General features: G+C 61.0%; 19 protein-coding genes. 6 read left to right on the forward strand and 13 right to left on the reverse strand.

Going from position 1 to position 19,073, the window contains the following annotated elements; translation table 11 throughout:
• Positions 1-82: 82 nt before the first annotated feature.
• From ACKJSM_RS23995 to ACKJSM_RS24010, 4 genes are all read right to left on the reverse strand, one after another.
• Positions 83-553, reverse strand: coding sequence for a hypothetical protein (locus tag ACKJSM_RS23995; RefSeq protein WP_410239054.1), 471 nt, complete (start codon positions 551-553; stop codon positions 83-85).
• 190 nt (positions 554-743) lie between these two features.
• A complete protein-coding gene (locus ACKJSM_RS24000) occupies positions 744-1,385 on the reverse strand; it encodes a DUF1345 domain-containing protein (RefSeq protein ID WP_410239055.1) in 642 nt (213 codons plus the stop codon).
• 114 nt (positions 1,386-1,499) lie between these two features.
• Positions 1,500-4,598, reverse strand: coding sequence for an efflux RND transporter permease subunit (locus ACKJSM_RS24005; RefSeq protein WP_236179157.1), 3,099 nt, complete (start codon positions 4,596-4,598; stop codon positions 1,500-1,502).
• Between the two features lie 15 nt (positions 4,599-4,613).
• Entirely contained in the window at positions 4,614-5,771 is a 1,158-nt protein-coding gene (locus ACKJSM_RS24010) for an efflux RND transporter periplasmic adaptor subunit (protein WP_410239056.1), read from the reverse strand.
• A 203-nt stretch (positions 5,772-5,974) separates the two neighbouring features.
• On the opposite strand from ACKJSM_RS24010, the gene ACKJSM_RS24015 reads away from it, so the two are divergent.
• Both ACKJSM_RS24015 and ACKJSM_RS24020 read left to right on the forward strand, forming a co-directional pair.
• On the forward strand, positions 5,975-6,676 hold the full coding sequence (locus ACKJSM_RS24015; protein ID WP_236179191.1) for a response regulator transcription factor: 702 nt from the start codon (positions 5,975-5,977) through the stop codon (positions 6,674-6,676).
• Between the two features lie 4 nt (positions 6,677-6,680).
• Positions 6,681-7,982, forward strand: a complete 1,302-nt coding sequence (locus ACKJSM_RS24020; RefSeq protein WP_410239057.1) for an ATP-binding protein — start codon at positions 6,681-6,683, stop codon at positions 7,980-7,982.
• A 59-nt stretch (positions 7,983-8,041) separates the two neighbouring features.
• Here ACKJSM_RS24020 and pncA read toward each other — a convergent pair whose 3' ends face one another.
• The 4 genes from pncA to ACKJSM_RS24040 form a co-directional block, all read right to left on the reverse strand.
• Positions 8,042-8,668, reverse strand: a complete 627-nt coding sequence (gene pncA / locus ACKJSM_RS24025; RefSeq protein WP_410239058.1) for a bifunctional nicotinamidase/pyrazinamidase — start codon at positions 8,666-8,668, stop codon at positions 8,042-8,044.
• 50 nt (positions 8,669-8,718) lie between these two features.
• On the reverse strand, positions 8,719-9,477 hold the full coding sequence (locus tag ACKJSM_RS24030) for an anti-sigma factor family protein (RefSeq protein WP_410239059.1): 759 nt from the start codon (positions 9,475-9,477) through the stop codon (positions 8,719-8,721).
• A complete protein-coding gene (locus ACKJSM_RS24035) occupies positions 9,474-9,959 on the reverse strand; it encodes an RNA polymerase sigma factor (protein WP_410239126.1) in 486 nt (161 codons plus the stop codon). Before ACKJSM_RS24035 ends, ACKJSM_RS24030 begins: the two co-directional genes overlap by 4 nt.
• Before the next feature lie 62 nt (positions 9,960-10,021).
• Entirely contained in the window at positions 10,022-10,555 is a 534-nt protein-coding gene (locus ACKJSM_RS24040; RefSeq protein ID WP_410239060.1) for a tetratricopeptide repeat protein, read from the reverse strand.
• A gap of 158 nt (positions 10,556-10,713) precedes the next feature.
• On the opposite strand from ACKJSM_RS24040, the gene ACKJSM_RS24045 reads away from it, so the two are divergent.
• From ACKJSM_RS24045 to nudC, 3 genes are all read left to right on the forward strand, one after another.
• Entirely contained in the window at positions 10,714-11,487 is a 774-nt protein-coding gene (locus tag ACKJSM_RS24045) for a class I SAM-dependent methyltransferase (RefSeq protein WP_236179233.1), read from the forward strand.
• 82 nt (positions 11,488-11,569) lie between these two features.
• Entirely contained in the window at positions 11,570-12,382 is an 813-nt protein-coding gene (locus ACKJSM_RS24050) for a crotonase/enoyl-CoA hydratase family protein (protein ID WP_410239061.1), read from the forward strand.
• Positions 12,383-12,388: 6 nt separating this feature from the next.
• Entirely contained in the window at positions 12,389-13,219 is an 831-nt protein-coding gene (gene nudC, locus ACKJSM_RS24055) for an NAD(+) diphosphatase (protein ID WP_064381471.1), read from the forward strand.
• Here nudC and ACKJSM_RS24060 read toward each other — a convergent pair.
• The 3 genes from ACKJSM_RS24060 to ACKJSM_RS24070 all read right to left on the reverse strand — a co-directional run bounded on the left by ACKJSM_RS24060 (position 13,187) and on the right by ACKJSM_RS24070 (position 15,267).
• The gene (locus ACKJSM_RS24060) at positions 13,187-13,966 is read right to left on the reverse strand and encodes a TSUP family transporter (RefSeq protein WP_027611974.1); all 780 of its coding nucleotides are present in this window, start codon (positions 13,964-13,966) and stop codon (positions 13,187-13,189) included. The two genes, nudC and ACKJSM_RS24060, sit on opposite strands and share 33 nt — an antisense overlap.
• A 201-nt stretch (positions 13,967-14,167) precedes the next feature.
• Positions 14,168-14,647 (reverse strand): DUF1348 family protein, encoded by a 480-nt coding sequence (locus tag ACKJSM_RS24065; RefSeq protein WP_410239062.1) that lies wholly within the window; start codon positions 14,645-14,647, stop codon positions 14,168-14,170.
• Positions 14,648-14,700: 53 nt separating this feature from the next.
• Positions 14,701-15,267, reverse strand: coding sequence for a TetR/AcrR family transcriptional regulator (locus tag ACKJSM_RS24070; RefSeq protein WP_236179237.1), 567 nt, complete (start codon positions 15,265-15,267; stop codon positions 14,701-14,703).
• A gap of 240 nt (positions 15,268-15,507) precedes the next feature.
• On the opposite strand from ACKJSM_RS24070, the gene pssA reads away from it, so the two are divergent.
• Complete coding sequence (gene pssA / locus ACKJSM_RS24075) at positions 15,508-16,851, forward strand: CDP-diacylglycerol--serine O-phosphatidyltransferase (RefSeq protein WP_410239063.1); 1,344 nt, start codon at positions 15,508-15,510, stop codon at positions 16,849-16,851.
• 63 nt (positions 16,852-16,914) lie between these two features.
• Here the strand turns inward: pssA and efeO are convergent, their stop codons facing one another.
• Both efeO and efeB read right to left on the reverse strand, forming a co-directional pair.
• Positions 16,915-17,739, reverse strand: coding sequence for an iron uptake system protein EfeO (gene efeO, locus ACKJSM_RS24080; RefSeq protein WP_410239064.1), 825 nt, complete (start codon positions 17,737-17,739; stop codon positions 16,915-16,917).
• Between the two features lie 25 nt (positions 17,740-17,764).
• Positions 17,765-19,063, reverse strand: coding sequence for an iron uptake transporter deferrochelatase/peroxidase subunit (gene efeB / locus ACKJSM_RS24085; RefSeq protein WP_410239065.1), 1,299 nt, complete (start codon positions 19,061-19,063; stop codon positions 17,765-17,767).
• Between the last annotated feature and the right edge of the window lie 10 nt (positions 19,064-19,073).

Genomic DNA, 19,073 nt, shown 5'->3' on the forward strand with positions numbered 1-19,073 from the left:
TTGAAATACAAAACGCCCGATGCGATGCATCGGGCGTTGGGGTGAAACAGGTGTAAACCTATTTCAGGACTAGACAGAGTTGTTATCGGCGTTGAGACCATTTCTCTGCCTTTAAATCAAACTCGAGAGTGAGCTCGTGTGTCTTGGCCTGTTCAAGACCATCAGATACTGTTGCACTGATGTTGCCTTTGATAGAAGCGTTTTCTGAATCGAACGTGAAAGCTGTGGTGGGAGTGTTCGTAAAATATTCTGATGGCGGATCTTCAGCCGTGTCACTGTAAGTAACCAACACATCTGCATTTGCTAATTTAGCTTTGGAGTCGACTGGGTCTTTCAAAAGTATTACCCGGATAGTCTTAATCTGATTGTCTATTGGATTGCGACTGGCAGCATCGATTGTCCAGCGAGGTGGTTCTCCCACTTGCGGGTAGCTGATTCGACTGAAGGTAGCTTTGAAACTCAACGGTTCACCTTTGTCGATAGACGCATTGAATTCGGCGGCACGGGTGAGCCTGCCTTTTTGAAGTGTATTGACTTTCTGTGCAGCACTCATGAGCAGAATCTCCATCATTATTTGGGCGAGAGTCAGCCGTGGTTCGGTATTATGCTAACCACGGAAGTTGCATCTGATCCCAACTACTTCTGCTTGTAAACTGTCAGACTTGTCAGTTTACATATCAGTTTTTTTATGATTCTTCTGCAGCAGTTTCTCGCGTAGCTTGTGATCGAACACATTTTTCTTATTAGCCAAACAATCCCGCCGCAATATTGATCGAGAAACCCAGTATCGCCGTATTGAACACAAACCCGATCAACGACTGTGCCAGCACGATCTTGCGTATCTCCCGAGTGGCGACGCCAACATCCGCCGTCTGCACGGCCACGCCGATGGTGAACGAGAAGTACAGAAAGTCCCAATAGTTGGGCGTTGTCAGGCCTTCGGCAAAGCGCAGCGCCGGCTCCTTGCCGTCCCAGGTATAAAACAGCCTGGCGTAGTGGACGCTGAAAATGACCCCGATCAGCAACCATGAGCCAATCACCGTCAACGCGGTAAAGCCGTAGTGCAGGAGCCTGTGGGAAGTTTGCAGATCCTTGCTGCCGACCAGTTCCAGGGTAATGGCTGCCAGACTGGCCAGCGCCGCGATACACACCACGAACAATACCAGGCCGGCGTTCTCGTCCTCGACTTCGGCGATGCGCCTGACGTCCGGCGCTTTTGCCCGGGCTGTCAGCCAGAACATCAGGATCAGATAGGTCCAGACGCCGGTGTTCCAGCCGATGAGGATTTTGCTGATGACGGAGTCGGCCGGGGCCAGCAGGCCGACGGCGAGTCCGAATAACGCGGCAGCGGAGAGGCGAGGGTGGGTGCGGGCGAGGAAGCGCATGGGAACTCGATGGGCCAGGGTGTGCAGACACCTTAGCCCAGCGCTGGCAGATGCGGCCACAACGCCGGATGTTTGCAAAACCCTGAGGGAGCGAGCCCGCTCCCTCAGTTGGGATCACTGGGGTTTGGCAAACCTGCGCACAAGTTTGATCACGACAACGAAGAACACCGGCACAAAAATCACCGCCAATGTGGCCGTAATCATCCCGCCAATCACCCCGGTTCCGATCGCCTGCTGACTCGCGGAACTGGCGCCCGTGGCGATCGCCAGCGGCACCACGCCCAGAATGAACGCCAGCGAGGTCATGACAATCGGCCGCAAACGCAGACGTGCCGCTTGCAGCGTGGCGTCAATCAAATCATGACCTTCGTCATACAGGCTCTTGGCAAACTCGATGATCAGAATCGCGTTCTTCGCCGACAGACCGATGATGGTGATCAGTCCGACCTTGAAGAACACATCGTTGGGCATCCCGCGCAAGGTCACTGCCAGCACTGCGCCGAGTACGCCCAGCGGTACAACCAACAACACCGATGTTGGAATCGACCAGCTCTCGTACAGCGCCGCCAGACACAGGAACACGATCAGCAGCGACAACCCGAGCAGGATCGGCGCCTGGCTGCCGGACAAACGTTCCTGCAACGACAGACCAGTCCATTCCTGACCCAGACCTTTCGGCCCCTGGGCCACCAGCCTTTCAATCTCCGCCATGGCTTCGCCGGTGCTGTGGCCGGGCTTCGGCTCGCCGGAAATCGAGATCGCCGGGTAGCCGTTGTAGCGGGTCAACTGCGCCGGGCCCTGGGTCCATGTGGCTCTGACGAACGCCGACAGCGGCACCATCTGCCCGGCATCGTTGCGTACGTGCATCTTCAACAAGTCATCGACCTGACTGCGACGGTCACCTTCAGCCTGCACAACAACCCGTTGCATCCGCCCCTGATTGGGGAAGTCGTTGACGTACGCAGAGCCGATGGCAGTGGACAGCACGTTGCCGACATCGGCAAAGGCAACACCCAGGGCATTGGCCTGTTTACGATCCACTTCCAACTGCACTTGCGGCGCTTCGGCCAGTGCGCTTTCACGGACGTTCATCAGGATCGGGCTTTTCTCGGCAGCGGCCAGCAGTTGGGTACGGGCTTCCATCAAGGTCGCATGGCCGAGGCCGCCGCGATCCTGCAGGCGGAACTCGAAGCCGCTGGACGTGCCGAGACCATCCACCGGCGGCGGCAGCACGGCGAAGGCCACGGCGTCCTTGATCTGGCTGAGGGCGATGTTGGCGCGGTCGGCAATCGAGCTGGCCGAGTCGTCGCTGCCACGCTGCGACCAGTCCTTGAGTGTGGTGAACGCCAACGCAGCGTTCTGCCCGCTACCGGAGAAGCTGAAACCGAGAATCACGGTGCTGTCGCCCACGCCTGGTTCGCCGGCGTTGTGCGCTTCGATCTGCTCGACCACCTGCACCGTGCGGTTCTTGCTCGCACCGGGTGGCAGTTGAATGTCGGTAATGGTGTAACCCTGGTCCTCGACCGGCAGGAACGAGGAGGGCAGGCGCGCGAAGCACAGGCCCAGTCCGACCAGCAACACAACGTAGATCAGCAGATAACGACCGGTGCGTTTCAGCGCATGACCAACCCAGCCCTGATAACGATCGCTCAGTTGCTCGAAGCGACGGTTGAACCAGCCGAAGAACCCGGATTTCTCGTGGTGTTCACCCTTGGCGATCGGCTTGAGCAAGGTGGCGCACAGCGCCGGGGTCAGGGTCAGGGCGAGGAACGCCGAGAACAGGATCGAGGTGGCCATCGACAGTGAGAACTGGCGGTAGATGACACCGACCGAACCCTGCATGAACGCCATCGGAATGAACACCGCGACCAGCACCAGCGTGATGCCGATGATCGCTCCGGTGATCTGGCTCATTGCTTTGCGCGTCGCTTCTTTGGGCGACAGGCCTTCGGTGGCCATGATCCGCTCGACGTTTTCCACCACCACGATGGCGTCGTCCACCAGAATGCCGATGGCCAGCACCATGCCGAACATGGTCAGCACGTTGATCGAGAATCCCAGTGCCAACATGGTGGCGAAGGTGCCCATCAGCGCCACTGGCACCACCAGCGTCGGGATCAGCGTGTAGCGGATGTTCTGCAGGAACAGGAACATCACCGCAAACACCAGCAACATCGCCTCGCCGAGGGTGTAGATCACTTTGGTGATCGAGACCTTCACGAACGGCGAAGTGTCGTAGGGGATCTTGTATTCCACGCCCGCCGGGAAATAGCGCGACAGTTCATCCATCTTCGCCCGGATCAAGGTTGCGGTGCTGAGCGCGTTGGCGCCGGGCGACAGTTGCACGCCGACGGCGGTGGACGGCTTGCCGTTCAGACGGGTGCCGAACTGGTATTCCTGACTGCCGATCTCGACCCGCGCCACATCCTTGATGCGCACGGTGGAGCCGTCCGGATTGGCCTTGAGTACGATGTCGGCGAATTCTTCCGGCGTCGAAAGCTGACCTTTGACCAGAATCGTCGCGGTGATTTCCTGGGTGCTCGGGTTCGGCAGATCGCCGATGCTGCCCGCCGAGACCTGGGCGTTCTGCGCGACGATGGCGGCGTTGACGTCGGCCGGCGTCAGGTTGAAACCGATCAGCTTCTGCGGATCGACCCAGATCCGCATCGCCCGCTCCGCGCCGTACAGCTGGGCCTTGCCGACGCCGTCGATGCGCTTGATCTCGTTCATCACGTTGCGCGCCAGGTAGTCGCTGAGCGCCACGTCGTCGAGCTTGCCGTCGCTGGAGGTCAGGGTGATCAGCAGCAGGAAACCGGCGGAGACTTTTTCCACCTGCAAACCTTGCTGATTGACCGCTTGCGGCAAGCGCGACTCAACCACCTTGAGGCGGTTCTGCACATCGACTTGTGCCAGTTCCGGGTTGGTGCCCGGCTGGAACGTCGCCTTGATCGTGGCGCTGCCCAAGCTGCTTTGCGATTCGAAATACAGCAGGTGATCGGCGCCGTTGAGCTCTTCCTCGATCAGGCTGACCACGCTTTCGTCGACGGTCTGCGCCGAGGCGCCCGGGTACACGGCATAGATTTCGATCTGCGGCGGCGCGACGTCGGGGTATTGCGCCACCGGCAATTGCGGGATGGCCAGCGCACCGGCCAACAGGATGAACAACGCGACGACCCAGGCGAACACCGGGCGGTCGATAAAGAACTGCGGCATAGAAGAGCGTCCTGCTTACTGACCAGAGGTCTGGGCAAGTGGAAGAGGGGTGTCGTCGATCTGCACCACTTCGCCCGGCCGGGCGTGTTGCAGGCCTTCGATGACAATGCGGTCGCCGGCCTTGAGGCCACCGGTGACGATCCAGCGGTCGTTCTGCACCGCACCCAGTTGCACCGGCTGTTGGGCGACGCGCATCTGATCGTCGAGGGTCAGGACCTGCGCCACGCCGGCGCTGTCACGTTGCACCGCACGCTGGGGAACGGTGAGGCCATGTTGAATCACGCCTTGTTCCAGACGCACACGCACGTAGCTGCCAGGCAGCAGATCGAGATCCGGGTTGGGGAACTCGCTGCGCAGAATGATCTGACCGGTGCCCGGATCGACCGTGATGTCGCTGAACAGCAATTTGCCCGGCAGCGGATAAAGGCTGCCGTCGTCCTGGATCAGCGTGGCCTTGACTTCATCCTGGCCAACCTGCTGCAACTGCCCGGAACGGAAGGCCCGGCGTAGCTCATTCAATTCACGGGTCGACTGGGTGAGGTCGGCGTGGATCGGGTTCAGTTGCTGGATCAGCGCCAGCGGTGTGGTTTCGTTCTGACCGACCAGCGCGCCCTCTGTCACCAGAGCACGACCGATGCGCCCGGAGATCGGCGCAGTGACGGTGGCGTAACCGAGGTTCAGTTTGGCGCGCTCGACGGCAGCCTTGTTGGCGGCAACGTCGGCGGCGGTCTGCCGGGCGTTGGCGCGGGCATTGTCGTAGTCCTGAGCGCTGATGGCCTTGTCGTCGATCAACTGGGCGTAGCGCTGCTCCTGCAGTTTTGCCTGGAACGCGTTGGCCTCGGCCTTGCGCAGGGCGGCTTCGGCGCTGTCGAGGTCAGCCTTGAACGGAGCCGGGTCGATGCGGAACAGCACGTCGCCCTTTTTCACGTCGCTGCCTTCGCGGTAGGTGCGTTGCAGCACCACGCCGGCCACTCGGGCACGGACTTCGGCGATCCGCGGTGCGGCAATGCGCCCGCTCAGTTCGCTGCTGATCGACAGGGGGTGTGCCTCAAGGGTTTCGATTCGCACGGTGGCCGGCGGTGCCTGTTCCTCGGCGTTCGAGGATTTATCACAGGCACTCAGCGTCAGCGCCAATGCGATCAGGCCGAGCCCGGCCAGCAGATTCTTCGACATGTACAACCCCCAATATTGATCTGCGCATCCTACGGACAGTCGCCGAGGTTAGCGGTGAAGCTTTGTAGGCGCTGTGTGAAATTGTGTAAGGGTTTTGCTCAGGGACGAGTGAGGGCGTATATCCTTTACGCCTTGAAATTTATTGCGACAGATATGCCGCCTTCGCGGGCAAGCCAGTCGCCACAGCACTTTCTGGATCATCAATGCCCAACATCCTCCTGGTCGAAGACGACACCGCCCTCGCCGAACTGATCTCCAGTTACCTCGAACGCAACGGTTATTCCGTCAGCGTGATCGGCCGAGGCGACCATGTGCGTGAGCGGGCGAGGCTCAATCCGCCGGATCTGGTGATTCTCGACCTGATGCTGCCGGGTCTTGACGGCTTGCAAGTCTGCCGCCTGTTGCGCGCCGACTCGGCAACGCTGCCAATCCTGATGCTCACCGCCCGCGACGACAGCCACGATCAAGTACTGGGCCTGGAAATGGGCGCCGACGACTACGTCACCAAACCCTGTGAGCCACGAGTTCTGCTGGCGCGGGTCCGGACCTTGCTACGGCGCAGCAGCCTCGCTGAACCGATGACTGCCAACGACCGGATCCTGATGGGCAATCTGTGCATCGATCTGTCCGAACGCACGGTGACCTGGCGTGAACAGCCGGTCGAACTGTCCAGCGGCGAATACAACCTGCTGGTGGTGCTGGCCCGTCATGCTGGAGAAGTGCTGAGCCGCGATCAGATCCTGCAGCGCCTGCGCGGCATCGAGTTCAACGGCACCGACCGCTCGGTGGACGTGGCGATTTCCAAGCTGCGGCGCAAGTTCGACGACCACGCGGGCGAGGCGCGCAAGATCAAGACCGTGTGGGGCAAGGGCTACTTGTTCAGCCGCTCCGAGTGGGAATGCTGATTCGATGTTCAGAATCCTGTTTCGCCTCTATCTGGTGACGATCGTTTCCTACAGCGCGGCGATCTATCTGGTGCCGGATCTGGTGGTGATGGCGTTCAGGGAGCGATTCGTTACCTACAACCTCGACTATTCCCGTGGCCTGCAATCGCTGATCACCAAGCAGTTTCGCGCGGTGCCGCAGGATCAGTGGCCGGCGCTCGCGGCATCGATGGACAAGGATTTCCAGCCGCTGCACATCGTTCTGGCCCGTATCGATGACCCTGGCTTCACCGCCATCGAGCAAGAGCGTCTGCGGCGCGGCGAGAATATGGTGCGGGTGGGCGACTGGGGCTGGCGCACGCTGGCGGTCACGCCGTTGAACGACGAGATGGCGGTGCAGATGGTGGTGCCGCCGGATCCGATGGACGTGAGTCTGTTGTACTGGAGCATCAACGTGCTGATCGGCGCGAGTCTGCTGGCGTGTCTGTTGCTCTGGTTTCGTCCGCACTGGCGTGATCTGGAACGCCTCAAGGGTACCGCCGAACGTTTCGGCAAGGGCCATTTGAGCGAGCGCACGCAAATCGGCCCGAGTTCCAATATCGGCAGCCTGGCCCACGTGTTCGACACCATGGCCGGTGACATCGAAAACCTGCTCAATCAGCAACGGGATCTGCTCAATGCCGTGTCCCACGAATTGCGCACGCCGCTGACACGCCTGGACTTCGGCCTGGCGCTGGCACTGTCCGACGACTTGCCGCAAGCCAGCCGCGAACGCCTGCAAGGGCTGGTCGCGCACATCCGCGAACTCGATGAGTTGGTGCTGGAGTTGCTGTCCTACAGTCGCCTGCAGAATCCGGCGAAGTTGCCGGAGCAGGTCGAAGTATCGCTGGACGAGTTCATCGACAGCATTCTGGGCAGCGTCGACGAAGAGCTGGAATCTCCGGAAATTGTCATCGATGTGCTGTTGCACAATCAGCTGGAACGCTTCTCCCTCGACCCGCGCCTGACTGCGCGCGCGATTCAGAACCTGCTGCGCAATGCCATGCGCTACTGCGAAAAACGCATTCAGATCGGCGTGCAGGTCTGCCCGAAGGGCTGTGAGATCTGGGTGGATGACGACGGGATCGGCATCCCGGAAGAGGAGCGGGAGCGGATTTTCGAACCATTCTATCGACTGGATCGCAGCCGCGACCGGGCGACTGGTGGGTTTGGCCTGGGGCTGGCGATCAGCCGTCGTGCGCTGGAGGCACAGGGCGGAACCTTGACGGTGGAAGGTTCGCCATTGGGTGGGGCGCGGTTCAGGCTTTGGCTGCCAACCCCCGTTTAGCGCTCGTTCCCACGCGGAGCGCGGGAACGATCAGAGCGTTGGGTGGGAGCGAGCGCCAGTCAAAGCAGTTCAGTGGACTGGATCAGGCCAACGCCGGCCACTTGCATCCGCTCGATCGCCGCCGCCAGCGATCCATTCAGATCAATCGCCCGACACGCATCCAGCACCACAAACGTGTTGAACCCCGCCGCCCGTGCATCCAGTGCGGAAAACATCACACAGAAATCCAGCGCCAGGCCGACCATGTACACCGTGTCGATGCCGCGCTCCTTCAGATAACCCGCCAGACCTGTGGTCGTGACGCGGTCCGCTTCCAGAAACGCCGAATAGCTGTCGATGTCCGGGTTGCAGCCCTTGCGGATGATCAATTGCGCATGGGGCAGATCGAGTTTCGAGTGAAATTCGGCCCCCTGTGAACCCTGAATGCAGTGATCCGGCCACACAGTCTGCTCGCCATACGGCAGTTGAATCACGTCATACGGCTGGCGGCCGGGATGGCTGGAGGCAAACGAGGCATGTCCGGCCGGGTGCCAGTCCTGGGTGATGACCACTTGCTTGAACCGCCCGGCGAGACGGTTGATCAGCGCAACGATCAGGTCACCCTCGGGCACGGCCAGTTGGCCGCCGGGAGTGAAGTCGTTCTGTACATCGATGACCAGCAGAGCCGAGCGTGGCGAAATCGGCATAAATCCATCCTTCTTGGAAAATAACCCGAGCAGCATAGTGACAAAATTCTTTACATGTTCAGCCGGGTCTTAAACATTTGCGCCATGTCTTCCAGCTCGGAAGCCGGGTGATGGCCGATCAGCATCCAGGCGTGTTCGCGTTCGGACCAGTACACCACGTTCATCCCGTGCCGGCGTTCATGGGCCAAGGGCCGGCTGCCGCTGTTGGTGCGGGTGACGCACAGCGCCAGCGGGCCGTGGGTGGCGTCGAGCCAGGTCATCTGGGCGATGGGCACACCGTCGTATTCGAGCAGTTGCGCGCGTTTGAACAGCGCGCCGGGCACTTTCAGTTTCGCTGGCGACAGGCTCAGGCCCAGCCGCGCATCGACGGTTCGCAACTGCGCCAGTTGCGAGGCCTCGTCGGTGGGCAAGTGTTCGAGGGTCTGCGGCACATACAGCGCCATGTAATCGCCCACCCGCGCGCGCCAGTTGTGCGCTTGCTGTGCTTGCCAGGTCAGGAACAAACGGTCTGCCGCCACCCCCGCGAGCGCCGCACCGGCTGCGGCCGCACCGAGGAACCAGCGTCGGCTGACGCCGGGCTTCTGCGGTGAGGGCGCAGCATCAAGCCGAGCCTGCAAGCGATCGAGCGGCGCCTGTTGCACCAGTTCGTCATAAGCAGCCTTGAACGGCAGACTGCTGCGGTCAAGCCATTGCACCCGCAGATTCAGTAGCGGATCGTCGGCGATGAGGCTGTCGAGCTGGCTGCGTTGGTCACGGTCCAGTTCATCGTCCAGATACGCCACCAGTTGCTCGTCGGAAGGCGTATTCATTGCCGGTCTCCTGCGGGGCTGTTCGGGACCGCTTGCAGCGGCGGGTATTCGGCCAGTTTCAGGCGCGCGGTGGCCAGGCGGCTCATGACTGTGCCGATCGGCACTTGCAGGATCTCGGCGACTTCGCGGTAGGACAGGCCCTCGACGTACGCGAGATACACCGTTTCGCGCTGGGTTTCCGGCAATGCATCGACCCGGCGGATCACCTGCGAGGCCATCACATGAGTCTGCGCGGCGTATTCGCCATCGAATGTCAGCTGACCGTCGGCGTCCGTCACACCCTGGCCCTGGCGCACCCGGCGGGCGCGCACTTCGTTGAGCCAGATCGAATGCAGGATGCTCAGCAGCCAGCGATCCATGCGCGTGCCGGCCACGTACTGGCCCGAACGTTCCAGCGCCCGCACGCAGGTGGCTTGCACCAGATCCTCGGCCACGTGCCGGTTGCGCGACAGCAGCAAGCCGTAGCGCCACAGGCGCGCCAGGTGTTGCCCGAGTTCGGCTCTGAAGGCCTGATCGCTGAAAATGTTCGCCTCCGCGTGTCGTGTCAGGTTTTCGATGAATCGTTGATGGCTTCGGCCAGGTCCCGGTATTCCTCGCAGGTCGTGCCACAGATCTTCTGGATGTGCTGCAACTGTTCCTGCGCCAGATCGACGCGGCCCTTGATGACGTAAGCCTCGCCCAGGTATTCACGGACCTGCGCGTACTGCGGATCAAGCTTCACCGATTGCAGGTAATAGCCGATGCCTTCGTCGGTGCGCCCCAGTTTGCGCGTGGCGTAACCGCGATAGTTGAGAGCCTTGGCGGTGTTCGGTTGTTCCAGCGTATCGAGCAGGGCCAGGGCCTCTTCGTAACGGCCGGCCTTGGCCAGACGGTAGGCGTAATCGGTCCGGTCGGCGTCGGGCACGAGTTGGCTGGTCTGCATCACGCACTTCTGCGTTTTGGTGTCGAACACCTGGCCTTTGGGGCAGTTGGGTTTCTGCACCGGCGCCTCTTCATCACCATTGGCGAAGGCAAGCGGACTCGCAAAAGCGGCGGCCACCAGCAACGGGGCCGCGAACATAACGGAACGGATAGTCATGGGCAAGGCTCCACAAGGGGTCGTGTTTCACTTTGAACACCGCAGGGTGAACATTTATTCATTGGTTTGTCAGGCTTTGTTAAAGGAAAGCGTTTTTTCCAGCGCTATGCTGGTCAGCGTTCGTCGTCGATCTGCAGTTCTACCCTGGGAGTTTGGCCATGAAAGATCAGGTTCACCACTCGGCCGCCAGCGGCTACAAAACCGCCGCCGACACCTACGTCAAAGGCCGGCCTGACTACCCGCCGGCCGTCGCCGAATGGCTGACGGGCACCGTGGGCCTCGATGCCCACAAGACGGTTATCGACCTCGGTGCCGGCACCGGCAAGTTCACCGGACGGCTGGTGGCGACCGGCGCCCAGGTGATTGCCGTGGAACCGGTGGCGCCGATGCTGGAAAAACTGTCGCTGGCCTGGCCGCAGGTGTTGGCCGTCAGCGGCACGGCAACGGATTTGCCGCTGCCCGATGCGTCGGTGGATGCCGTGGTGTGCGCGCAGGCCTTTCACTGGTTTGCCCGTACCGAAGCCCTGGATGAAATCGCCCGGGTCCTCAAACCGGGCGGCAAGCTGGGCCTGATCTGGAACCTGCGCGACACCCGGATCGACTGGGTGCCCAGACTGGACGCCATCGTCAACGCACTGGAGGGCGACACGCCGCGTTTCTACACCGGCGAATGGCGCAAGGCTTTTCCCCATCCGGCGTTCGGCCCGTTACAGGCGCAGCATTTCCAGCACGGGCATACCGGCGCGCCGGAAGATGTGATTTTCAACCGGGTGCGATCCACCAGTTTCATTGCCGCGTTGAGCGATCAGCAGCGCGCGAAGATCGATGCGCAAATTGCTGAACTGATTGCCGGCGAGCCGCAGTTGCGGGGCAGGGAGGTGGTGACCGTGCCTTACGAGACCGCTGCCTTCGTTGCGCTGAAGAACGGCTAGAGTCCCGCATTTGGCCGAACCGCCGTGCTGATGCCTTGTTATAGTTCGGGCCTCATCTTCAGCCCGGTAAAGGATTTCTGCCATGACTCAATACACCGCCTTCAGCGTCGAACTGGCCGACAACATCGCCCATGTGCAGATCAACCGGCAGGAAAAGATCAACTCGATGAACGCCGCGTTCTGGAGCGAAATCGTCGAGGTGTTCCAGTGGATCGACGACACCGACGAAGTGCGGGTGGTGGTGCTCAGTGGTGCCGGCAAACACTTTTCCTCGGGCATCGACCTGATGATGCTGGCCGGTGTGGCCAATGAGCTGGGCAAGGACGTGGGCCGCAACGCGCGCCTGTTGCGCAAAAAGATCCTGACCCTGCAAGCCTCGTTCAATGCTGTCGACAATTGCCGCAAACCGGTACTGGCGGCGATCCAGGGTTACTGCCTGGGCGGCGCCATCGACCTGATCGCGGCCTGCGACATGCGCTACGCCGCCGAAGACGCGCAGTTCTCGATCAAGGAAATCGACATCGGCATGGCGGCTGACGTCGGCACCCTGCAACGGTTGCCACGGATCATCGGTGACGGCATGCTGCGTGAGCTGGCTTATACCGGTCGCACCTTTGGCGCCGAAGAAGCGCGCAGCATCGGTCTGGTCAATCGCGTCTACAGCGACAAGGACAGCCTGATCGAAGGCGTGATGGACATTGCCCGGGACATCGCCGGCAAGTCGCCGATCGCGGTCACCGGCACCAAGGAAATGATCAGCTACATGCGCGACCATCGCATCGACGACGGTCTTGAGTACGTTGCCACCTGGAACGCCGCCATGCTGCAATCCAACGACTTGCGCGTGGCCATGGCCGCCCATATGAGCAAACAGAAACCCGAATTTCTGGATTGAGAAACCATGACATCTCGCTGGACCACTGCAGTACTGGACACCGATCAACCCGGCGGCTGGGCCGTGGCGCGCAGCCCCGAGGGTTTCCTGTTCGATGACAACGGCGCGCTGTTCCCCCGGGAATGGCTCAAGCGTCAGGACTTGTCGATTCTTGCCGAGCACGGCATTGGTCACCTCGATGGCGAACCGGTGTATCTGCTGGAACTGCACAGCACCAGCGAGGTGCCGGGCTGCAACTGGAAAGGCCTGCGGGCGTTCATGCTCGACGGCGATCACACGATCTACAAGGTCCTGGGATACGCGGCGCAAATCGGGACCTGGGCCCGTGAGCACCGTTTCTGCGGCAATTGCGGTCAGGCCATGACCCAGGTGCCAAGGGAGCGGGCGATGTATTGCCAGCCTTGCGATCTGCGCAGTTATCCGCGCATTTCGCCGAGCATGATCGTGCTGGTGACCCGTGGCGATGAAGTCCTGCTGGCGCGCTCACCGCGTTTCGTCACCGGGGTCTACAGCACGCTGGCCGGGTTTGCCGAACCGGGGGAGTCGGCCGAGGATTGCCTGATTCGCGAAGTGCGCGAGGAAGTGCAGATAGAGGTGAAGAACATTCAGTACATGGGCAGCCAGTGCTGGCCGTTTCCACACTCGATGATGCTCGGCTTCCATGCCGAATACGCCGGTGGCGAGATTGTCTGCCAGGAAGACGAGATCGAAGACGCCCAGTGGTTCAACGTGCACGATTTGCCGCCGTTGCCGGCGTCAAAATCGATTGCCCGGTACCTGATCGATGTCTACGTGGCGCGGCGCTTAGGCCACGCTGAACCAGTGCTGCCAGGCTAGACGCACGGTCAACCCCAACACCACGGTGATGAACACCGGACGAATGAACTTGGCGCCGCCGCTGATCGCGGTGCGCGCCCCGAAGAATGCGCCGACCATCACCGACAGGCCCATGCTCAGGCCGATGATCCAGTCCACCTGCCCGGAAAACACGAACACCGACAGCGCCGCAATGTTGCTGACGAAGTTCATGCTGCGCGCCACGCCGCTGGCCTTGACCAGATCGATGGGGTACAGCAACAGGCTGCTGACCGTCCAGAACGCACCAGTGCCGGGGCCGGCCACGCCGTCGTAGAAACCGAGGCTGAAGCCCTGGGTCGATTGCCATTTCTTCTTGATCGGTGCGTCGCTGTCCAGCGGCGCTTTCGGCGTGCCACCAAACAACAGGTACAGGCCGCAAGCGAAGACGATCACCGGCAGCATCTTGTTCAGCCATTCCGCCGGCAGATAGTGGGCGACGATGGCGCCGGTCAGCGCGCCGACCAGGGTGCCGACGATGGCGTGCATCCACTGCCTGGGATGAAACAGCTTGCGCCGATAGAAGGTGAAACTGGCGGTGGCCGAACCGAAGGTCGAACTCAACTTGTTGGTGCCCAGCACCAGATGCGGCGGCAGACCGGCGGTGAGCAACGCCGGTGTGGTCAACAGACCGCCACCGCCAGCAATGGCGTCGATGAATCCGGCAATGAAAGCGACAAGGGCCAGAACGGCCAGGGTGGTGAGGTCAACGCTGAGTTCGAAAGGCATGGAATCGGCTTATTCGGCAGGTTGCAGAGCTGGGCTGCGGGGAGGGCCGTCATGTTACTCATTTCCAGGTGTTGCGGCGACCTGCCTCGGCTCTGTCAGCGAGCCTTTGCCAATCCAAGGGTTATCTACGATCTTCGTCAATCAGACATGATCAGCTGAAAACTGCAGGGGCTGCTGAGTGCAGCCCCTGCAGATACATTTTTACAGACCCAGTTCGGACAACCCCGGATGATCATCCGGGCGTCGGCCCAGCGGCCAGTGGAACTTGCGTTCGCTTTCCTTGATCGGCATGTCGTTGATGCAGGCATAACGCTGGAACATCAGGCCGTGCTCGTCGAATTCCCAGTTCTCGTTGCCGTAGGAACGGAACCAGTTGCCCGAATCGTCGTGCCATTCGTAGGCGTAGCGCACGGCGATGCGGGTGTCGGAGTAGGCCCAGAGTTCCTTGATCAGGCGGTAATCCAGTTCCTTGGCCCATTTGCGGGTCAGGAAGCCCTTGGCTTCTTCGCGGTTGTTGGCGAACTCGGCGCGGTTACGCCATTGGGTGTCCAGGGTGTAGGCCAGCGACACGCGCTCCGGGTCGCGGGAGTTCCAGCCATCCTCGGCCAGGCGAACTTTTTCAATGGCTGATTCACGGTTGAACGGTGGCAATGGCGGACGAACTTCGGCTGCAGTAGACATGTTTGTCTCCCGATCTATTAACAGTTAAACAACGTGTCAGGCTTATTAAGGCGTTACAGGTCCAATAACTTTCGCGCCATGCATTGCGCATTATCGGCGGCACTGTGATCACCCATCACAAGCGCTACGGTAATGGCGCCGTCAATCAGGATCAGCAATTGTTTGGCCAGCAACTGCGGGTCCTCGGCACCATGTTCGGTACACAACTCGCACACGTAGTCGAGCAGTTTCTGTTTGTGGTCTTTGGCGACCTGGCGGACCGGATCCTCGGGATCGCCGGTCTCGCCACTGGTATTGATGAAGGCGCAGCCCCGGAAGCCTTCCGAGGCGAACCATCCCTTGAGCACGGTGAACAGGTTGAGCAGGCGATCGGCCGGGGTCTCGGCCTGATCGACGGCGCTTCTGTACCAGTGCATCCAGCGCACATCGCGGCGTTGCAGGGCGGCGACGGTCAACTCCTCCTTGTTGGTGAAGTAGCGATAGATACTTTTTCTGGAAACACCGGCGGTTTTCACCAGAAGATCCATCCCGGTGGCAGCGATGCCACTCTTGTAGATCAACTTTTCGGTGACATCCAGAATGATGTCTCGGGTTGTGTCGTTGCTAGTGATTTCGTTCATGTGGCGCACAGTAGAACGATCGTTCTCCTTGGTCAAGCAATTATTTTTTGATCGTTCCCACGCTGTGCGTGGGAATGCCTCGAGGGACGTTCTGCGTTCCAGCTCTGGAAGGGAGGCGGAGCGTCCCGGGCTGCATTCCCACGCAGGGCCCGGGAACGATCATTACAGACGCTCACAAGACCCGAAGGAGTTGATGGTGTAAGCTCTCGGGTTCTTCGGATTCGACCCATTGCGAGCCCTATGCCGTTGCTTTTCAAACGCTCTCTGCTGCCCAAACTGCGCAGCTTTCCGCTGACCGCCGAGGCCGTGACGATCCTGCCCGGCGCCGCCGATTTCCGCCGTTGCCTGCTGGAGAAAATCGCCCAGGCGACCCAGCGCATCTACCTCGTCGCGCTCTATCTGCAACACGATGAGGCCGGCCAGGAAATTCTCGATGCCTTGCACGCCGCCAAACTCAAGCGTCCCGAGCTTGAAATCGCGGTGGTCGTCGACTGGCTGCGGGCCCAGCGCGGCTTGATCGGTGCCGGCAAGCAGCCGGGCAACTCGGCGTGGTATCAGGAGATGACCCGTACCCACCCGAGCGTGGTGCCGGTCTACGGCGTGCCGGTACAGACTCGCGAGCTGTTCGGCGTGCTGCACCTGAAGGGCTTCGTGATCGACGATTGCGTGGTCTACAGCGGTGCGAGCCTGAACAACGTCTATCTGCACAAATTCGACAAGTACCGTTTCGACCGTTATCACGTGCTGCAGAGCCGCGAACTGGCGGACTCGATGCACCATCTGGTCAAGCACGGCCTGATCGAATCGAAAGCGGTGCATCGCCTCGACCTGCCGAACCTGCCGACCACCCGCAGCCTGCGCAACGACATCGGCGACCTGCGCAGCCGCCTCAAATATGCGGCGTACGACACCAGCGCCGGCAGCACGGCGCACACGGGTCTGTCGGTCAGTCCGTTGCTCGGCGTGGGCAAGAACAACCCGCTGAACCGGGTGATTCTGGAACTGATCGCCAGTGCGCAGAAGCAACTGACCATCTGCACGCCGTACTTCAACCTGCCGCTTGGCGTGATCCGCGAGATCAACCGGGCGCTGGCGCGCGGCGTGAAGATCGACATCGTGGTCGGCGACAAGACGGCCAACGATTTCTACATCCCGCCGAGCGAGCCGTTCAAGGTCATTGCCGCGCTGCCGTATCTCTACGAGATCAGCCTGCGCCGTTTCGCCAAGCGCCATCAACGCAACATCGACAGCGGCCAGTTGAACCTGCACCTATGGCGCGAGGGCGACAACAGCTATCACCTCAAGGGCATGTGGATCGACCAGCGCTACACGCTGCTGACCGGCAACAACCTGAACCCGCGGGCGTTCCGTCTGGATCTGGAAAACGCCTTGCTGATCGATGATCCGAAAGGCGAGTGGCTGGAGCCGCGCCGCGTGGAGCTGGAGAACATCTTCGTTCACACCACGCGGATCGCACGTTTCCAGGATCTGGAAGCCTTGCCGGATTACCCGGCGGGTGTGGCCAAGTTCCTCAAGCGCGTGAGCCGGGTGCGGGTCGAGCGGTTGCTCTATCGCATTCTCTAATACCGGCCCACAAAAAATCCCCCGAACGCAGGACGCGTCCGGGGGATTTTTTATGCGCAGAACTCAGTTCAGACCGAGCTTGCCACGCAAGGTCGACAGGTCTTCGGCCAGGGTATTGACCGGGCCGACCAGTGCCTTGCGGTCGTTGTCCTTCACTTTGTCATACGTTTCGAAACCGCCATCCTTGGTCTTGTACTTGGCCAGGATCTTGTCCACGGTGGCGAAGTTCTTGTCGACTTTGGCGACGAAGGCCTTGTCCTGTTTCTCGATCTGCGGACGGAACAGGTCGACGATTTTCTTCGCGCCGTCGATGTTGCCTTGGAAGTCGTAGAGGTCGGTGTGGCTGTAACGGTCTTCCTCACCGGAAATCTTGGTCGCGGCGACTTCTTCGAGCAGTGCAGCGGCGCCGCCGACGACCTTTTCCGGCGGGAAGGTCAGGCCGGCGACGCGGGTCTGCAGGTCTTTCACGTCCTTGTTCAGGCCGTCCGCCAGGGCGTCGAGACCCTGGGTGCTCTTTTCCGAGAACAGCGAGTATTCGATGCGGTGGAAACCGGTGAAATCTTCGGCTTTCACGCCTTGCTCGTGGTCGTCGACGCGGGAGTCGATGGACGCGTCGAGGTCACTGAACAGCTCGGCGATCGGTTCGATCGACTCGTAATAGACGCGCGTCGGCGCGTAGAGCTTTTGCGCGGTGGCCAGATCGCCTTTTTTCACGGCGTCGGTGAATTGCCGGGTGTGGCTGGCCAGTTCATCCAGTTGTTCGGTGACGTAGATCTTGTAGTCCGACACTGGCCCCACCAGATCCAGTGGCGCAGTCGCGGCGAACGCCGACAGAGGGGTGTTGAGCAAACCTAAGGTCAGCAATAACGCGAGGGGCGTCTTTTTCATGGGGCGGCTCCTGATGTGACTGTTGTTATGCGGTGGTGTTGGATTGGGTGGCAGCCAGCAGCGAGCGACCGATGAAGTCCTTGTCGCCCGTGACACCCGGCAGGGTGAAGAAGTAACCGCCGCCGACCGGCTTGAGGTATTCCTCCAGCGGTTCGCCGTTGAGGCGGGTCTGCACGCTGATGAAGCCTTTTTCCAGGTCGGCCTGGTAACAGATGAACAGCAGGCCCATGTCGAGCTGGCCGTTCTTGTTCACGCCGTTGGAGTAGTTGAACGGCCGGCGCAGGATCAGGTTGGCCTGGCTCGCGGCGGTGCGCGGGTTGGCCAGGCGGATGTGCGCGTCGAGCTTGGTCAGCTTGCCTTCCGGGTCCTTGCTGTAGTCCGGGACTTCAGTTTCATGGCTGGCGCCCATCGGCGCACCGGTGGTTTTGACCCGGCCGATGATGCTTTCCTGCTCCTGCAACGGCGTGCGGTCCCAGCGTTCGACGAAATTGCGGATGATCCGCACCGCCTGATAACTGCCGTGGGCCGCCCAGGCCGGTTCGTCACTGCCCGGTTGCACCCAGACGATGCGGTCCATGGCTTTGCCATCGTTGGAATCCGGGTTGGCCGAACCGTCACGAAAGCCCAGAAAGTTACGCGCCGATTGCGCCGGTACACCGGGTTTGGCCGGGGCTTGCGGCGGCACGCTGCCTTCTTGTTTCCAGCGCACCAGCAACAGGTCCGGCAGGTTTTTCACGATGTCGCGCAGGGCGTGAATGTTGGTGTCGGCGGTGTTGGAGCAGAACTGCAGGCTCAGATCGCCATGGCAGCTGTCGGCTTCCAGCGCATCGTTGGGGAAACCGACCATGCGCACCAGACGTTTGGGTTTGACGGACGCGAGGCCAAAGCGCTCATCGAACAACGATTCGCCGACGGACACGGTGATGGTCAGGTTGTCCGGCGTCACCACCGGGCCGAGGATGCCGGAGTCCGGCGGCGGCAGCTTCGGATCGATCTGCGCCACCGGGCCGCCCTTCATCAGGAACGCGATGCGCTCGTTGAGGGTGCGGAACAGGCGCTCAAGGTCGTCACGGTCGCTGGCCAGCACATCGAACGACACCAGCATGCCGGCCGCCGGACGCGGGGTGACGATGCCGCTCTGGTGCACGCCATGAAAATCGTGATGGTCCTGGGTCTTGTCGCTGCTCGGCGCTTCGGTGACTTGCGCAGGCGCGGCGGCCATCGCCGGGCAGCTTAACGCCGTGCCGGCCAGGGCGACACCGGCGGCGCCCATGCCCATCAGTACGCGGCGACGTTGCAGGTTGAAGTGTTCGGAATCGTTCATCGGTATTCGT

The organism is Pseudomonas sp. PHC1 (assembly GCF_046487845.1).
In the GTDB taxonomy this organism is placed as follows: domain Bacteria; phylum Pseudomonadota; class Gammaproteobacteria; order Pseudomonadales; family Pseudomonadaceae; genus Aquipseudomonas; species Aquipseudomonas sputi.

Excerpts from the sequence above, each read along its gene's own strand:
- ACKJSM_RS23995 (WP_410239054.1), bottom strand. The coding sequence starts at position 553 with ATGAGTGCTGCACAGAAAGTCAATACACTTCAAAAAGGCAGGCTCACC.
- ACKJSM_RS24000 (WP_410239055.1), bottom strand. The coding sequence starts at position 1,385 with ATGCGCTTCCTCGCCCGCACCCACCCTCGCCTCTCCGCTGCCGCGTTA.
- ACKJSM_RS24005 (WP_236179157.1), bottom strand. The coding sequence starts at position 4,598 with ATGCCGCAGTTCTTTATCGACCGCCCGGTGTTCGCCTGGGTCGTCGCG.
- ACKJSM_RS24010 (WP_410239056.1), bottom strand. The coding sequence starts at position 5,771 with ATGTCGAAGAATCTGCTGGCCGGGCTCGGCCTGATCGCATTGGCGCTG.
- ACKJSM_RS24015 (WP_236179191.1), top strand. The coding sequence starts at position 5,975 with ATGCCCAACATCCTCCTGGTCGAAGACGACACCGCCCTCGCCGAACTG.
- ACKJSM_RS24020 (WP_410239057.1), top strand. The coding sequence starts at position 6,681 with ATGTTCAGAATCCTGTTTCGCCTCTATCTGGTGACGATCGTTTCCTAC.
- pncA (WP_410239058.1), bottom strand. The coding sequence starts at position 8,668 with ATGCCGATTTCGCCACGCTCGGCTCTGCTGGTCATCGATGTACAGAAC.
- ACKJSM_RS24030 (WP_410239059.1), bottom strand. The coding sequence starts at position 9,477 with ATGAATACGCCTTCCGACGAGCAACTGGTGGCGTATCTGGACGATGAA.
- ACKJSM_RS24040 (WP_410239060.1), bottom strand. The coding sequence starts at position 10,555 with ATGACTATCCGTTCCGTTATGTTCGCGGCCCCGTTGCTGGTGGCCGCC.
- ACKJSM_RS24045 (WP_236179233.1), top strand. The coding sequence starts at position 10,714 with ATGAAAGATCAGGTTCACCACTCGGCCGCCAGCGGCTACAAAACCGCC.
- ACKJSM_RS24050 (WP_410239061.1), top strand. The coding sequence starts at position 11,570 with ATGACTCAATACACCGCCTTCAGCGTCGAACTGGCCGACAACATCGCC.
- nudC (WP_064381471.1), top strand. The coding sequence starts at position 12,389 with ATGACATCTCGCTGGACCACTGCAGTACTGGACACCGATCAACCCGGC.
- ACKJSM_RS24060 (WP_027611974.1), bottom strand. The coding sequence starts at position 13,966 with ATGCCTTTCGAACTCAGCGTTGACCTCACCACCCTGGCCGTTCTGGCC.
- ACKJSM_RS24065 (WP_410239062.1), bottom strand. The coding sequence starts at position 14,647 with ATGTCTACTGCAGCCGAAGTTCGTCCGCCATTGCCACCGTTCAACCGT.
- ACKJSM_RS24070 (WP_236179237.1), bottom strand. The coding sequence starts at position 15,267 with ATGAACGAAATCACTAGCAACGACACAACCCGAGACATCATTCTGGAT.
- pssA (WP_410239063.1), top strand. The coding sequence starts at position 15,508 with ATGCCGTTGCTTTTCAAACGCTCTCTGCTGCCCAAACTGCGCAGCTTT.
- efeO (WP_410239064.1), bottom strand. The coding sequence starts at position 17,739 with ATGAAAAAGACGCCCCTCGCGTTATTGCTGACCTTAGGTTTGCTCAAC.
- efeB (WP_410239065.1), bottom strand. The coding sequence starts at position 19,063 with ATGAACGATTCCGAACACTTCAACCTGCAACGTCGCCGCGTACTGATG.